This is a genomic window from Micromonospora sp. NPDC050417, assembly GCF_044458865.1.
Classification (GTDB): domain Bacteria; phylum Actinomycetota; class Actinomycetes; order Mycobacteriales; family Micromonosporaceae; genus Micromonospora_G.
Genome location: NZ_JBITIH010000002.1, coordinates 238,198 through 252,002, shown reverse-complemented (window position 1 = coordinate 252,002; position 13,805 = coordinate 238,198). Strand labels below are relative to the sequence as shown.

Here is a 13,805-nt window from a genome sequence, read left to right as displayed (position 1 = left end):
ACGCCTCTACCCGGCATGACGACAAGGCGTACGGTGCTGCGGCTGGCCGGCGGAATCGCGGCCGGTGCGGCGGGCGGTGCAATGGTCGCGACCAGCGGCGGGTGCCGTGAGAACGCGACGCGACCATCGGCGCGGGGTGGGCCGGCTCCGGGAGAAGCCCTGGTCGTGGAGATGGCGGCGGGCAGACTGGCGGTGTTCGACGCGACCACCGGGCAGACGGTGGTCACCCCGTCGGAGGCGGTGCTCAGCGGCGACGGCACCCGCCTCGTCCGCACCGAAGCCGACGGCACCGGCACCCGGGTCACCAACCACCGGCTCGCCGACGGCACCTCCGTCAGCGGTGGCCTGCTCACGGGCCGGCTCGCCGCACGGGCCACCAACCCGGAGGGTTCACTGGTGGCGCTCGCGACGCCCGCCGAGCCCGGCGCGAACCCGTACCGGCCGGGTCGGCGGGGACAGACCACGATCGTGGTCGCCGGCAGCGCGGGTCAGCGCAACCGGGTGGAACTGCCCGGCAACCTGGAGCCGGAGGCGTTCGACACCACCGGTGAGGCGCTCTTCGTCCTCGACTACCTGCCGCCGATGGCCCCGGACCGCTACCGGGTACGGGTCGTGGACCTCGCCACCGGTGAACTGCAACCCCTCGTCACCCGGCTGAAGTCGGCCGTACCACCGGGCGCCGAGGAGGAGATGCGAGGTGAGGGCCGGCAGGCGGTGTACGACAGCCTCACCCGGCAACTGTTCACCCTCTACACCCACCAGCCGGATCATGAGCACACCCGGGACCTGATCGCCGGTGCTCGCCCGGACGCCCCGCACGTGCACGCGTTCGTCCACACCCTGAACCTGACCGACCGGTGGGCGTTCTGCGTCGACCTGCCGTCCCCGTTCGGTGAGGGACCGGCCGCCGCCCACGCGATCGCGGTCGACCCCAGCGCGGCACAGGTCTACGTCGTCGACGCGAGCAGCGGCACGGTCGCGGTCATCGGCTCGAACGAGTTGAGCGCGGGGCGGACCGTCCGGTTCACCCCGCCGAGCGGGCCGGTCGGTTCCGCCGCCGCCTCCATCGGTACGGACGGAGTGCTGCTCATCGGCGCCGGACGCGAGCTGATCAGCGTGCCGTTGACCGGTGCGGAACCCGTACGCCGGACCATGCCGACCGCCGTACGCGGCATCGCCACCAGCGCCGACCGGAAACGTTGCTACGTCGGCCAGGAGAACGCGCTGGTCTGCCTCGACCTGGGCACCGGCACCCTGGGTTGGCGGATCGCCGTACCCGGATTGGAAACGTTGCGGCAGGTCGCCGCGCGGACGTGAGCGCCGCGCGGCGACCTGCCAGTGGTCGGATGGGTCAGCCGGCCAGCCCGCCGGGCTGGTCGCCCTGGACGACAGGAGCCCGGACCAGGTTGCCCCATTCGGTCCACGAGCCGTCGTAGTTGCGCACCTGCGGATAGCCGAGCAGGTGGTGCAGGACAAACCAGGTGTGGCTGGAGCGCTCACCGATCCGGCAGTACGCGATGATGTCGTCCGCGGTGGAGAGCCCGAGCCCGTCGGCGTAGATCGCCCGGAGTTCGTCGGGACGCTTGAAGGTGCCGTCCTCGTTCGCGGCCGACTTCCACGGCTTGTTCACCGCACCGGGGATGTGGCCGCCGCGCATCGCCCCCTCCTGCGGGTAGTCGGGCATGTGCAACAGTGCCCCGCTGTACTCGCCCGGCGAGCGGACGTCGACCAACGGCCGACCGCTGGCGATGTGCGCCGCTACCTGGTCCCGGTACGCACGGATCTGGCTGTCGTCGCGCTGCGGCACCGGGTAGGTGGCACGGGGGCGCTCGACCTTGTCCCGGGTCAGTTCCCGACCCTCCTCAACCCACTTCTGCCGGCCGCCGTTGAGCAGCCGGACGTCATTGTGGCCGAAGAGCGAGAAAACCCAGAGGGCGTACGCCGCCCACCAGTTGAAGTTGTCGCCGTAGAAGACGATCGTGTCGTCCCGGCCGATGCCCTTGGCAGCACAGAGCTCGGCGAATGCCGTGGCGTCGAGGTAGTCCCGGGTGACCTGGTCGTTCAGTTCCAGGTGCCAGTCGACTTTGATCGCACCGGGAATGTGACCGGTCTCGTAGAGCAGCACATCCTCGTCGGACTCGATCACCACGAGACCTTCGGTGCCCAGGTTCTCGGCCAGCCACTCGGTGGTGACCAGGCGCTGCGGGTCGGCGTACGCCTGTAGGGCAGGCGTGGGATCACTCGGTACGGACATGCTGCCCAACGTACGCCAGCGTGGCGGCGATCAGGTGGAGAACCGATGGGTGCTGGATCACTCCGGCGAAGGAGAGGTGACCGCCGCCAGGCGTCACAACATGCCACCCGGCACTCACCCTGACCGTCGCCACCGACACGGTCACGGTGGCGCTGGTCTACGCCGTGTTCTTCCTGCTCGGCACCGGCGAGACGCTGGCCGACACCGCGTCCGGGGCGTTCCTACCCGCCATCGTGGCACCGGAACGGCTCGCCACCGCCAACGCCCGATTGATGGCCACCTTCACCATCGCGAACCAGTTCGTGGCCAAACCGCTGGGGGCGTGGCTGTTCGTGATCGCCGCCGCCGCACCGTTCGGCGTCAACGCGCTCACCTTCGCCGTGGCCGCCGCACTGGTGACGACGATCCGGCCGGTCCCGGCACCTCCGTCGGCACGACGTACGAGCCTGCACGCGGAGATCGGCGAAGGTCTCCGCTGGCTCTGGCGACACCGGCTGCTGCGTACCCTCGCGGTCAGCATGGGGGTGGGCAACGTGGCGTTCTGCGCCGCGTTCGCGGTCTTCGTCCTCTACACCCGACAGCGTCTGGGCCTGTCGGACGTCGGCTACGGCTTCCTGTTGACCACGTTCGCCATCGGCGGGCTGCTCGGTACCGTCCTCGCGCCCCGCCTGCAGGCGGTCCTCGGCGCCAGCACCCTGCTTCGCGCCGGACTCGTCATCGAGGTCGTCACCCACGTGACGCTCGCGGTGACCACGACACCGCTGGTCGCCGCCGGGATCCTGATCGTCTTCGGGATCCACACCATGGTCTGGGGCGTCATCGTGGTCACCCTGCGACAGCGGGTCGTACCGCAGAACCTGCTCGGCCGGGTCGGCAGCGTGTACGCGCTGCTGGATCTCGGTGGGGCGGCGCTCGGCTCGCTCCTCGGTGGCGTACTGGCCCGGACCTGGGGTCTGACCACGCCGTTCTGGATCGCCGCGAGCGTGATGACTCTGATCGCCGCCGCTGCCTGGAGCCCGCTCCGGCAGACAGCGCCGGTGGACTGACCTACCCCGTTGTTAAGAGGGGCCCCTTGCTATACAGAAAGCGATAACAAGGGGCCCTTCCTTACTTGTCGAAGGGGCTCAGGACGGGGCGCTTGGCGGTGACGGTGTCACCGGAGGAGCGGCCGGTGAGACGACGCTTGATCCAGGGGGCCAGGTGCTGCCCCGCCCAACGCAGATCCGCGCCGCGCGCGGCGAGCCACGGCGTCGGCGCCGGCACCGGCGGTACGACCAGCCACTGCTCGTCGGGGGCGAGCCCGAGCGCGGCCAGTACGTGCCCGGCCACCCGCCGGTGACCGGCCGCGGAGAGGTGTAACCGGTCCTCGCTCCAGAGTTCGGGGTGCAGGAACACGTCGTCGGCGAAGAGGTCGACCAGTTTCGCGCCGTACCGCTGCGCGGTCTCCCCGACGGCCTGGTTGAGCAACGCCACCCGGGGCGCCATCATCCGCTGGCCCGGCAGCCGGGACATCACGTCGGCGAACCGGAACACCAGCACATCCGCCCCGGCCTCCCGGAAGTCCCGGATGACCTGGTCGAAACGGCTGGTCAGCCCCTCCGCGTCGAAGTTGCGGCGCAGCACGTCGTTGCCGCCGGCCGCGAAACTGATCAGATCGGGGCGCATGGCAAGGGCGGCGGGCACCTGTTCGGCCACCACACTGGGGAAGAGGCGGCCACGGATGGCGAGGTTCGCGTACCCGAAGTCCGGCCCGGCCTCGACGGCCAACCGGGCGGCGACCAGGTCCGCCCAGCCCCGGTACGTCCCGTCCGGATACGAGTCGTCCATGCCCTCGGTGAAGCTGTCCCCCACCGCCACGAAACTGCGCCAGCGCATCCGCGCCCTCCTGAATCCGTGGCCCGCCAACAGGTCCTCGCGGAGTCTTACACTTCGGCAGGCTAGGTTACCGCCGGGTACGCCGAAAGTGGCGACCCTGACATCCGCCGTCGATACCGTCACTTTTCCGCTGGCACGGGTTGCCGGTCCCGCCCCGCCCGAAATGCTTGGACGCCGGCTTGGTGGCGTGCCAGGCTGCCTGGATGCTGCTTCGGATGTCCACGCTGTTCCTTCGTACGCTGCGCGAGGACCCAGCGGACGCGGAGGTGCCGAGCCACCGGCTACTGGTTCGGGCCGGCTACATCCGGCGGGCCGCACCGGGCGGCTACACCTGGCTGCCGCTGGGCAAACTGGTGCTGGACCGGGTGGCGCAGGTGGTCCGGGACGAGATGGCCGCGATCGGTGGCCAGGAGGTGCACTTCCCCGCCCTGCTGCCACGGGAACCGTACGAGTCGAGCGGCCGATGGACCGAGTACGGCGATGACATCTTCACCCTCGCCGACCGGCGCGGTGCCGAACACCTGCTCGCGCCGACCCACGAGGAGATGGCCGCGCTGCTGGTGAAGGATCTGTTCAGCTCGTACCGGGACTTCCCCGTGATCCTCTATCAGGTGCAGACGAAGTTCCGCGACGAGGCACGACCCCGGGCCGGGTTGCTGCGTGGGCGGGAGTTCCTGATGAAGGACGCCTACTCGTTCGACCTGGACCAGGCCGGGCTCCAGGCGGCGTACGACCAGCACCGGATGGCGTACCAGCGGATCTTCGACCGGCTCGGGCTGGACTACACGATCGTCGCCGCCTCCTCGGGGGCGATGGGCGGATCGGCGTCGGAGGAGTTCCTGGCCGCGACCCCGGTCGGCGAGGACACCTTCGTCGGCTGCACCGCCTGCCACTACGCGGCCAACACCGAGGCGGTGACCACACCGGCGCCACCCGCCCGTGACCCGGACGCGCATCCCGCCGCCCAGGCGTACGACACCCCGGACACCCCGACCATCGAGGCGCTGGTCGAAATCGCGAACGCGCGCCGGTTGGGGGGCCGGGACGACTGGACCGCCGCCGACACGTTGAAGAACGTGGTGCTCTCGGTACGCCGGGTCGGGCTGGCCGAGCCGGAGTTGCTGGTCATCGGTATACCGGGTGACCGGGAGGTGGACCTGAAGCGGGTCGAGGTGGCGCTCTACCCGAACACCGTCGCGCTCTTCGACGGCTTCGCCGAACGGCCCGACCTGGTCCGTGGGTACATCGGGCCGCAGGTGCTGGCGAAGCTCGGCATCCGCTACCTGGTCGACCCCCGGGTGGTCACCGGCACCGCCTGGCTGACCGGCGCGAACGAGTCGGGCCGGCACGCGGTCAACGTGGTCAGCGGCCGGGACTTCACGCCCGACGGCACGATCGAGGCGGCCGAGGTACGGGCCGGCGACCCCTGTCCGGCCTGCCGTTCGGGCAACCTCACCATCCGCCGGGGCATCGAGATCGGGCACATCTTCCAGCTCGGACGGCGGTTCACCGACGCGTTCGCGGTGGACGTACTCGGCCCGGCCGGCAAGCCGGTGCGGCCGATCATGGGCTGTTACGGCATCGGGGTGTCCCGCGCGGTCGCGGCAATCGCCGAGCAGCATCACGACGAGCGGGGACTCGCCTGGCCGGCGTCGATCGCGCCCGCCGACGTACACCTGGTCGCGGCCGGCAAGGGCGCCCCGGTGGAGGCGGCGCTCGCACTCGGCGAGGATCTGGCCCGCGCGGGCCTGCGGGTGCTGGTCGACGACCGGTCGCAGGTCTCGGCCGGGGTGAAGTTCGCCGACGCGGATCTGATCGGCATTCCGCGCAGTGTGGTGGTCGGGCGCCGGCTGGTCGACGGGTACGTCGAACTGCGCGACCGGGTCAGCGACGAACGGGTCGAGCTGCCACTGACCGAGGTCGTCGCCCACCTCACCGGGCAGTCCACCTGACCGGGGCAGTCCACCTGGCCGGGCCGGCGGACCGCTGTCGCCGGCGGCTCCGCCGGTTGGCGGGGCCGCCGGAGACTGACCAGGCGGGTCAGGACGGCACGAGCCGGGGTGGGGTGAAGTCCTAACCCCGGTGGCCGGCGCGGAGCGACTCGTAGTGGCGCAGGCAGTCGTCGTACGACGGGAGCAGACCCTCGGCACGCAACTCGGCCAGAGTGGGGCCGTTGGCGTCGCGCTCGGAGAGGATCGGGTCGATGTCGGCCGGGATCGGCAACGCCAGTTCCGCGTCCCGTACGTTCGCGATCCGCTCGCGGCCGGGCGCGTACCCGGCGGAGCAGAGGTAGCTCAGTACGGTGTTCTCCTCCAGTGCGACGAAACCGTGCCCCAGCCCCTCGGAGAGGTAGAGGGCCCGGTAGTCGACCGTGTCCAGGCGGACCACCTCGTGCTGGCCGAATGTCGGCGAGCCCACCCGCAGATCGACCACAATGTCCAGCAGGGCGCCCTGTGGGCAGTAGACGTACTTGCCCTGACCGGGCGGTACGTCGGCCCAGTGGATGCCCCGGACCACACCTCGCCGAGAGACGCTGTGGTTGGTCTGGGCGACGGACAACTCAAAACCCAGCGCCTCCGTGAACGCGGCGGCGTCGTACCAGACGAGGAAGTTGCCACGGCCGTCGGGAAATTGTTGGGGGACGAACTCCCACGCGCCGGAGATCGACAACTCGGTGGCTTTCACCTGTTCACCTTTCACGCGATCAGCAACAGCACACGATACCGACCAGCCACGGACAACCTGGTGAGGTAGGCATCTCAACCGGGTGTGACCACCCGAGCACGGGGTACCGCACCGATATAGACGAACACGATTCACGGAGGCTCTCATGACCAACTACCGGGTCGCCGACCTGATGACCCGACAGGTCGTCTACCTCTCGGCACAGACCACCCTCGACGAGGCGGCGCGTGCGATGGCCGACGCCGACATCGGCGACATCGTGGTGACCAACGGGCAGAGCCTCTTCGGCATGGTGACCGACCGGGACATCGTGGTGCGGGCGGTGGCCGAGCACCGGGATCCGGCGAAAACGACACTCGGCGAGATCGCGACCCGGGAGATCGTGATGATCGAGCAGAGTTCGACCGCTGCCGAGGCAGCCCGGCTGATGCGGGAACGTGCCGTACGCCGAATGCTGGTCTGTGACGTCGATCGCCAACTGGTCGGCATCATCTCCCTCGGCGACCTGGCCCAACAACTCGCCCCCACCGAAGCCACCCCCACCGTGTGAAGGAAGGGCCCCTTGTTATCGCTTTCGGTAGTACAAGGGCCCCCTCCTAACGCGTGAGTAGCCTGGAGCGCATGCCACCGAAGAAGCTCGACGAGATCATCGAGGAGTTCGCCTCCGCGCCACGTGATCTCGTGCTGGAGATGCTGCTCGAATACTCCGACGCGGTCCCGCCGCTGCCGGCCGAGTTGGCCGGGCACGCCGGCATGGAACAGGTGCCGGAGTGCCAGACCTCCTTCTTCCTACGCGCCGAGGTGACCCCGGAGCGCACGGTGCAGACCTGGTTCGACTGCCCACCGGAGGCGCCGACCACCCGCGCGTTCGCCGGCATCCTCGCCGAAGGGCTGGCCGGAGCGAGCGCCGAGGAGGTGCTCGACGTACCGGATGATCTCTACCAGCGGATGGGCCTGGCGCAGGCGATCAGCCCGCTGCGCGTACGCGGTGGCACGGCGATCCTGGCCCGACTCAAGCGGCAGGTACGGGAACAGATCGGCTGACCTCCGGCGTTGCAACGGGACGTGGAAATCGATCTCTACGCGGATGTCGTCTGCCCCTGGTGCTACATCGGCAAGCGCCGGCTCGAACAGGCGTTGGAGTCCTTCGACGGCAAGGTGACGGTCCGGCTGCGGCCGTTCCAGCTCGACCCGTCACCGGTGCCGGAACCGGTGCCGATGATGGAGGCGCTGGGTGCGAAGTTCGGCGGTCCGCAGCGGGCACGCCAGATGGTCGACCACGTCACCGGAGTCGTCGCCGCCACCGGCCTGGACTACCGGTACGACCGCGCGGTCGCGGCGAACACCTTCGAGGCACACCGGCTGGTCTGGTTCGCCGAGCAGCGCGGGTTCGGAAGCCCGATGATGGATGCCCTCCAGCGGGCCCACTTCGTCGACGGCGCGGACATCGGGTCACGGTCCGCGCTCGCCGGGCTCGCCGCCGGGGTCGGTCTGGACGAGACCGAGGTACGGGAGTGGCTCGACTCGGACGCCGGCACCTCCGAGGTACGGGCGGAGCTGGCCGAGGCGCACGCGCTGGGCGTCACCAGCGTGCCGACCTACGTGCTCGCGGGCAAGTACGCGGTTGTCGGCGCACAGGAGACCGAGACCCTGATCCAGGCGCTGGCCGAGGTGGCCCGCCTCGAAGCCTCGGCCTGACCAGCGCGCTCGAATGTTTCACGTGCAACAGTATTGATCTCCTTCGAACCAATCGTCCGGCTGGCGGCACTCCGCGCCGGCCAGCCGCGACGACGGCTCACAGGCGGCGGCTCAGCTCACCACCCGGGCCAGGTCGGTGACCACTCGCGCGTTCGGCAGACCAGCCAGGGCGCGCCCCGGCACCGCGATCTTGCTGTGCCGTACGCCGGAGCCGACGATCACGTACTTGGTGTCGACCACCCGCTCGTCGACCAGGATCGGCCACTCGACCGGCAGGCCGATCGGGGTGATCCCGCCGTACTCCATGCCGGTGAACTCGACCGCCTCGTCCATCGGGGCGAAGCTCGCCTTGCGTACGTCGAGCTGACGGCGCACCACACCGTTGACGTCCGCCCTGGTGGTGGCGAGGATGATGCAGGCCGCGTACCGGGTCACGCCCTCCCGCTTGCCGGCCACCACCACACAGTTCGCCGAGACGTCGAGCCCGACCTCGTACGCGGCACAGAAGGCGGCGGTGTCGGCGAGCGTAGCGTCGATCGGCGCCACCAGGATGTCGTCCACCGGTACCGGGGCGTCCGCAGGCCAGTCCCGTACGGCCGCCTGCACCGCAGGCGCGAGCAGGTCGAGGCGGGTACGGGCCGGTTCCGTTCGCAAGGTCCCCATCACGGTTCGATCCTCGCACCACCGGTCGGACGGCACCGCCCCTGCCCACCGCACGCACCGACACCGGTCGGCGACGGCGTGGGGGCCGATCAGCTTCCGGTGAGGAAGGCGTTCTCCCGGGCGAAGGTGCGCTCCGCCAGGCGCGCCTGGTCGAGAGCCTCCTGCCGGGCCTGCTCGGCGTTCTCCTGGCGAGTCTCGGCGACGTCCTGCAATCCGTGTCGTACGGCGAGGCGCATCACGCCGTACAGGCAGGGGAATCCACAGACGTACAGCAGGACTGCGGCAGCGATCTGAAGCATGTCCTCACGGTAGGACGAGAGATTCTGCGAGAAGCATTCATTTCCGGACGGGTCCCTCGTACGTGTCCGCGAGGTAGTCCGCCCAGGTCCTGCTCCCCGTGGGTGTGGCTGTGGTGGTGAGCCCACCGGCGCGGACCGCCCGGCCGAACCGGCCCGGAACCCGGATCGAGAGCAGCGAACGACGTCGACCCCGCGCGATCGACCACGCGGCGACCGCCTCGTCGTACCGGAGCACCTGCGGTCCGCCGTACTCCTCGATGGTCCGACTCGGGCCGGCGACCAGCCGGTCCGCTATCCGACCGGCGACGTCACCGGGGTCGACCGGCTGCACCAGCAGCGCCCGGTCACCAAAGACCGGACCGAGCCGCCCGGCGACCCGCAGCATCCCGTCGAGGAGCTGGGGAAACTGGGTGGCACGCAGCACGCTCCACGGCACGTCGCCGGTCGTCACGATCCGCTCCGCGTCGAGTTTGAGCCGGTAGTACCGCAGGGGCACCTCGTCGATGCCGACGATCGAGACGTAGAGCAGGTGACGTACCCCGGCCTCGGCGGCGTCGGTGACCAACCGGCGGGTCCCGGCCACGTCGACCCGTGCGTCGGGCGACCGGGTGGCGGAGGCGAGGTGGACCACCGCGTCCACCCCGGTCACGGCGAGATCCACGCCGGTGCCGGCACCGAGGTCGGCCACCACCCACTCGACTCCGTCGCCGCCCGGCCGTGGCCGGCGACTCATTCCGCGCACCTCGTGCCCCGCCGCCGTCAGGTTCGGCACGACCTTCCGGCCGAGGGTTCCGCTGGCACCGGTGACCAGGACTCTCATCGTGCGCTCTCTTCCGATCGAGGGACGGAACAGGGACAGGACAGGGACAGGACGGGGGCGGGGTCCGGTCGTAGGACGGGCCGAGACACAGGGACGTGACGGTGATGGGTGTCACAGTTGCTCGTCTTGGCTAATGGGGTTAACTTTTTAGTTATGACGATTAACTTCCTGGATCGAGGCGAGGGCCGGATCGCCTACACCGTGCGCGGCGAAGGCCCCCTGGTCATCTGCCTACCCGGTATGGGTGAGCTCCGCTCGTCATTCCGCTTCACCGAGCCGGCCCTGGTCGAGGCCGGCTACCGGGTCGCCGTGCTGGACCTGCGCGGTCACGGCGACAGCGACGACGGTTTCCACCGGTACGACGACGACGCCCTGGCCAGCGACGCGCTCGCCCTCGTCGACCAGCTCGGCGGACCGGCCCTCCTGGTCGGCAACTCGATGGGTAGCAGCGCCGCGGTCCTCGCCGCCGCCGCCGCACCGGCCAAGGTCAGCGGCATCGCGCTGATCGCCCCGTTCGTACGCGACCCGAAGATCAACCCACTGATGCGGCTGATCATGCGGCTCCTGCTGGTCAGGCCCTGGGGCCCGGCCGCCTGGCGGACCTACCACCGCACGCTCTTCCCCGGACGCCCCCCGACGGACCTGGCCGAACACCAGAACCGGTTGACGGAGAGCCTGCGCCGGGGCGACCACTGGAAATCGTTCGTCCGGACCACCCACACCAGCCACGAGCCGGTGCATCGGCAACTGGACCAGGTACGGGCCAACACCCTCGTGGTGATGGGCGAGAAGGACCCGGACTACCCCGACCCGGCGGCCGAGGCCCGTTACGTCGCCGAACGGCTGCGCGGCGAACTACTCCTGGTCGCGGGCTCCGGGCACTACCCGATGGCCGAATACCCGGAACAGGTCAACCCCGCGCTGATCAACTTTGCGAACCGGGTGACCGCCGGTGCCTAGAGCCGGACTCACTCCCGCGATCGTGGTCACCGAGGCAGGTCGGGTCGCCGACGAGGTCGGACTGGACCGGCTCACCCTCGCCGCCGTCGCCCAGCGGCTCGGCGTCACCCTGCCCAGCCTCTACAAGCACGTACGCGGGCTCGACGGGCTCGCGCAACAGCTCGCCATCCAAGCCCTGGACGAATTCACCGTACGAGGCACCGACGCCACACTCGGGCTCTCCGGGCAGGCGGCGATGCGTGCGCTCGCCGGGGCGTACCGGGACTACGCACAGACCCACCCGGGCACCTACGCGGCCACCCTTCGTGCCCCGGACCCGGCCGACCCCGCACACGTCGCCGCCGCCGAACGGGCGGTACGCGTGATCTACGCCGTACTCGCCGGGTATGGCCTCAGCGGCGACCGGGCGATCGACGCGGCCCGGGCACTGCGCAGCGCGCTACACGGGTTCGTCACCCTGGAGGCAGCCCACGGCTTCGGGTTGCCCCGCGACCTGGACCGGTCGTACGAACTGCTGGTCGACGCACTCGACCGGGCATTCCGCACCTGGCCGCAGCGGTAACGCGGGCCGCACCTGGCGGAGTGCCAACACGTTCCGCCAGCATTCAGGCTCGGGCGTTCACCCGACCGGAGATCAGGCCGCCGGCCAACGCCAGGGCGGTGGCGACCGCGAAACCGGCCAGGTAGGTCCCCGGACCGGGTTGCCCAGCCGCCGCGAGCAACGCACCGGTGAACGCCAGGACCGTGGCACCGGAGAGCGAATCGCTCAGTTGCAGGGCGGAACTGTTCCGCCCCTGTTCCTGCGGCGCGGAAAGCTCCAGGGTCAGCACCGACATCGACGGGTAGGCCATCCCGATCCCCAACCCCGCCACCGCCCACGCGACGATCCCCAGCACCACCGGCACCGCCGGGGCCAGCATCAACGGCCCGGCGAGGGCGATTCCGGCAGCCATCAGCAGCAGTCCCGCCCGGGGCAGGGTGGCACGCGACGCCGGTGGCCGGATCCGCCCCTGCAGCCACGACCCGAAGGACCAGGAGACCGCACCGGCCGCCAACGCCGCGCCGGCCAGCGCGGGCGCGAGTTGCCGCTCCCGTGCGAGCAGCAGCGGAATGAACACCTCGGCACCGACGAACGCCGCCGCCGCCAGGCCGCGCAACGCGATCACCGTCGGCAGACCACGGGCGGCGCGGAGCACCCCGGTCGGCAACAACCGGGGTACGCAGAGACCCAGGCCGCCGAGGGCCACCACCACCAACCCGATCGCGAGCAGACCGGTGCGCTGGCCACCGAGATGCAGCAGTGCCGCGCTCACCGCAGCCCCGGACGCCCAGGCCACCCGGCGCAGCGAACCGGGCGCGATCCGGTTCGGGGCCGCCGTCCCCACCCCGGTCGAAGTCGACTGCCCCGGAGCGGACGCCGCCGACTCCGCCGGACGACCGACCCCGCGCAGTCCCGGACGGATCAGCAGCGCGGCCGGCAACGCCAACAGCGGTACGGCGAGAAACACCCAACGCCAACCGACGTACTGCACGATCAGACCGGCGATCGCCGGTCCAACGAGCGAGGGCACCACCCAGGCCCCGGCGAACGCGGCGAAGACCCTCGGGTGCAGTCGCTCCGGGTACACCCGGCCGACCACCACGTAGAGCGCGACGATGAGCAGCCCGGAGCCGAGCCCCTGCACGACCCGCCCGAGCACGAGTTGCACCATGCTCTGGGCGGTGCCGGCGATGACCAGTCCGACGACGAACCAGGCGACACCGTGTCGTACCGGGGCGGCGGGGCCCCGGGCGTCGCTCCACAGGCCGGCGACGACCATCGTCACCACACCGATGGCGGCCGGCCCGCCGAAGGCGAGCGCGTACAGCGACAGCCCGTCCAGCGCCTGCGCGACGGTGGGCATGGCGGTGGCGACCGCGAGCGCCTCGAACGCCAGCAGCGAGATCAGCGACACCATGCCGACGGTCAGCGCCCGAAACGGGCGGGCGAACAGACCACCCGCCAGCGGGGGCGGGGCCAGGAGTTCGGCGGTCACCGGGAGAACTCGTTCATCTGTGGGCGCCCCCTCCGGTCCGACCGTCGCCTCGACCGATCTCAGGCCACCAGCATGGGACATGAACCAGAGTTGAGGTCAAGGCGCGGTGCGAGGAGCGCCGGTGGTCGGCTACGCCTGTTGCAACGCCTCACCTAGCCCTTTGGCCAGTCCGGAGAAGTGCTGGTCGGCGATGAGGTGTCCGGCGGTGATGGCCAGTGCCAACGGCCACTCGATCACCTGTAGGACGGCAAGCAGGCCGAGACCGGCATAGTAGGCGATCTTGTCGGTCGGCGGTACGGCGATGTCGCCGAGACCGGGGATCCGGATCCGGCCGGCGTACGACTCGACCACCTTGCGTGGGTCGTGCAGGGCGCCAACGTTCATCTTCGCCTCCCAGGTCTGAGGTTCCCCCACCGGCCGGCGGGGATGTCGTGTCCCGGTGGCATTCCACCATCGACGGCGTCCATGCCCGACCAGCCCCACAAACCCGGTGCCGACCCGACGGAAAGGGAACT

The 13,805-nt window shown here is 70.4% G+C and carries 15 protein-coding genes and 1 pseudogene; 8 read left to right on the top strand and 8 right to left on the bottom strand.

Features of this window, described 5'->3' with window-relative positions:
* Positions 1-15 precede the first annotated feature (15 nt).
* On the top strand, positions 16-1,317 hold the full coding sequence (locus tag ACIBF5_RS03745) for a hypothetical protein (RefSeq protein WP_396807775.1): 1,302 nt from the start codon (positions 16-18) through the stop codon (positions 1,315-1,317).
* A 34-nt stretch (positions 1,318-1,351) separates the two neighbouring features.
* Here ACIBF5_RS03745 and ACIBF5_RS03740 read toward each other — a convergent pair whose 3' ends face one another.
* Positions 1,352-2,254, bottom strand: coding sequence for a sulfurtransferase (locus ACIBF5_RS03740; protein ID WP_396807773.1), 903 nt, complete (start codon positions 2,252-2,254; stop codon positions 1,352-1,354).
* A 110-nt stretch (positions 2,255-2,364) separates the two neighbouring features.
* Between ACIBF5_RS03740 and ACIBF5_RS03735 the strand changes: the two are divergent.
* Positions 2,365-3,300 (top strand): annotated as a pseudogene (locus ACIBF5_RS03735) (MFS transporter); the annotation flags it as partial.
* A 61-nt stretch (positions 3,301-3,361) separates the two neighbouring features.
* Here the strand turns inward: ACIBF5_RS03735 and ACIBF5_RS03730 are convergent.
* Entirely contained in the window at positions 3,362-4,129 is a 768-nt protein-coding gene (locus ACIBF5_RS03730; RefSeq protein ID WP_396807771.1) for an SGNH/GDSL hydrolase family protein, read from the bottom strand.
* 203 nt (positions 4,130-4,332) lie between these two features.
* Here ACIBF5_RS03730 and ACIBF5_RS03725 point away from each other — a divergent pair, with 203 nt between their 5' ends.
* Positions 4,333-6,081, top strand: a complete 1,749-nt coding sequence (locus ACIBF5_RS03725; RefSeq protein ID WP_396807769.1) for a proline--tRNA ligase — start codon at positions 4,333-4,335, stop codon at positions 6,079-6,081.
* A gap of 121 nt (positions 6,082-6,202) precedes the next feature.
* On the opposite strand, the gene ACIBF5_RS03720 is transcribed toward ACIBF5_RS03725, so the two are convergent.
* Positions 6,203-6,814 (bottom strand): dTDP-4-dehydrorhamnose 3,5-epimerase family protein, encoded by a 612-nt coding sequence (locus ACIBF5_RS03720; protein WP_396807767.1) that lies wholly within the window; start codon positions 6,812-6,814, stop codon positions 6,203-6,205.
* Positions 6,815-6,959: 145 nt separating this feature from the next.
* Here ACIBF5_RS03720 and ACIBF5_RS03715 point away from each other — a divergent pair, with 145 nt between their 5' ends.
* The 3 genes from ACIBF5_RS03715 to ACIBF5_RS03705 all read left to right on the top strand — a co-directional run bounded on the left by ACIBF5_RS03715 (position 6,960) and on the right by ACIBF5_RS03705 (position 8,512).
* A complete protein-coding gene (locus tag ACIBF5_RS03715; protein ID WP_396807765.1) occupies positions 6,960-7,364 on the top strand; it encodes a CBS domain-containing protein in 405 nt (134 codons plus the stop codon).
* 62 nt (positions 7,365-7,426) lie between these two features.
* The gene (locus ACIBF5_RS03710) at positions 7,427-7,858 is read left to right on the top strand and encodes a SufE family protein (protein WP_396808269.1); all 432 of its coding nucleotides are present in this window, start codon (positions 7,427-7,429) and stop codon (positions 7,856-7,858) included.
* Positions 7,859-7,879: 21 nt separating this feature from the next.
* Entirely contained in the window at positions 7,880-8,512 is a 633-nt protein-coding gene (locus ACIBF5_RS03705; RefSeq protein WP_396807764.1) for a DsbA family protein, read from the top strand.
* A gap of 111 nt (positions 8,513-8,623) precedes the next feature.
* Here the strand turns inward: ACIBF5_RS03705 and ACIBF5_RS03700 are convergent, their stop codons facing one another.
* The 3 genes from ACIBF5_RS03700 to ACIBF5_RS03690 form a co-directional block, all read right to left on the bottom strand.
* Positions 8,624-9,175, bottom strand: a complete 552-nt coding sequence (locus tag ACIBF5_RS03700; RefSeq protein ID WP_396807762.1) for a YbaK/EbsC family protein — start codon at positions 9,173-9,175, stop codon at positions 8,624-8,626.
* A gap of 89 nt (positions 9,176-9,264) precedes the next feature.
* Complete coding sequence (locus ACIBF5_RS03695) at positions 9,265-9,474, bottom strand: hypothetical protein (protein ID WP_396807760.1); 210 nt, start codon at positions 9,472-9,474, stop codon at positions 9,265-9,267.
* Between the two features lie 37 nt (positions 9,475-9,511).
* Positions 9,512-10,294: an SDR family oxidoreductase gene (locus tag ACIBF5_RS03690; RefSeq protein ID WP_396807758.1), complete on the bottom strand. Its 783-nt coding sequence runs from the start codon at positions 10,292-10,294 to the stop codon at positions 9,512-9,514.
* Between the two features lie 153 nt (positions 10,295-10,447).
* Here ACIBF5_RS03690 and ACIBF5_RS03685 point away from each other — a divergent pair, with 153 nt between their 5' ends.
* Both ACIBF5_RS03685 and ACIBF5_RS03680 read left to right on the top strand, forming a co-directional pair.
* Complete coding sequence (locus ACIBF5_RS03685; protein ID WP_396807756.1) at positions 10,448-11,254, top strand: alpha/beta fold hydrolase; 807 nt, start codon at positions 10,448-10,450, stop codon at positions 11,252-11,254.
* Complete coding sequence (locus ACIBF5_RS03680) at positions 11,247-11,816, top strand: TetR/AcrR family transcriptional regulator (RefSeq protein ID WP_396807754.1); 570 nt, start codon at positions 11,247-11,249, stop codon at positions 11,814-11,816. The genes ACIBF5_RS03685 and ACIBF5_RS03680 overlap by 8 nt, the downstream gene beginning before the upstream one ends.
* 43 nt (positions 11,817-11,859) lie before the next feature.
* On the opposite strand, the gene ACIBF5_RS03675 is transcribed toward ACIBF5_RS03680, so the two are convergent.
* Positions 11,860-13,290 (bottom strand): MFS transporter, encoded by a 1,431-nt coding sequence (locus tag ACIBF5_RS03675; RefSeq protein ID WP_396807752.1) that lies wholly within the window; start codon positions 13,288-13,290, stop codon positions 11,860-11,862.
* Between the two features lie 129 nt (positions 13,291-13,419).
* Positions 13,420-13,674: a hypothetical protein gene (locus ACIBF5_RS03670; protein ID WP_396807750.1), complete on the bottom strand. Its 255-nt coding sequence runs from the start codon at positions 13,672-13,674 to the stop codon at positions 13,420-13,422.
* Positions 13,675-13,805: the final 131 nt, after the last annotated feature.

What these genes read in the sequence shown, in the direction of transcription:
- ACIBF5_RS03715 (WP_396807765.1), top strand. Translation starts at nt 6,960, where the DNA reads ATGACCAACTACCGGGTCGCCGACCTGATGACCCGACAGGTCGTCTAC.
- ACIBF5_RS03670 (WP_396807750.1), bottom strand. Translation starts at nt 13,674, where the DNA reads ATGAACGTTGGCGCCCTGCACGACCCACGCAAGGTGGTCGAGTCGTAC.
- ACIBF5_RS03745 (WP_396807775.1), top strand. Translation starts at nt 16, where the DNA reads ATGACGACAAGGCGTACGGTGCTGCGGCTGGCCGGCGGAATCGCGGCC.
- ACIBF5_RS03685 (WP_396807756.1), top strand. Translation starts at nt 10,448, where the DNA reads ATGACGATTAACTTCCTGGATCGAGGCGAGGGCCGGATCGCCTACACC.
- ACIBF5_RS03740 (WP_396807773.1), bottom strand. Translation starts at nt 2,254, where the DNA reads ATGTCCGTACCGAGTGATCCCACGCCTGCCCTACAGGCGTACGCCGAC.
- ACIBF5_RS03700 (WP_396807762.1), bottom strand. Translation starts at nt 9,175, where the DNA reads ATGGGGACCTTGCGAACGGAACCGGCCCGTACCCGCCTCGACCTGCTC.
- ACIBF5_RS03690 (WP_396807758.1), bottom strand. Translation starts at nt 10,294, where the DNA reads ATGAGAGTCCTGGTCACCGGTGCCAGCGGAACCCTCGGCCGGAAGGTC.
- ACIBF5_RS03695 (WP_396807760.1), bottom strand. Translation starts at nt 9,474, where the DNA reads ATGCTTCAGATCGCTGCCGCAGTCCTGCTGTACGTCTGTGGATTCCCC.
- ACIBF5_RS03725 (WP_396807769.1), top strand. Translation starts at nt 4,333, where the DNA reads ATGCTGCTTCGGATGTCCACGCTGTTCCTTCGTACGCTGCGCGAGGAC.
- ACIBF5_RS03730 (WP_396807771.1), bottom strand. Translation starts at nt 4,129, where the DNA reads ATGCGCTGGCGCAGTTTCGTGGCGGTGGGGGACAGCTTCACCGAGGGC.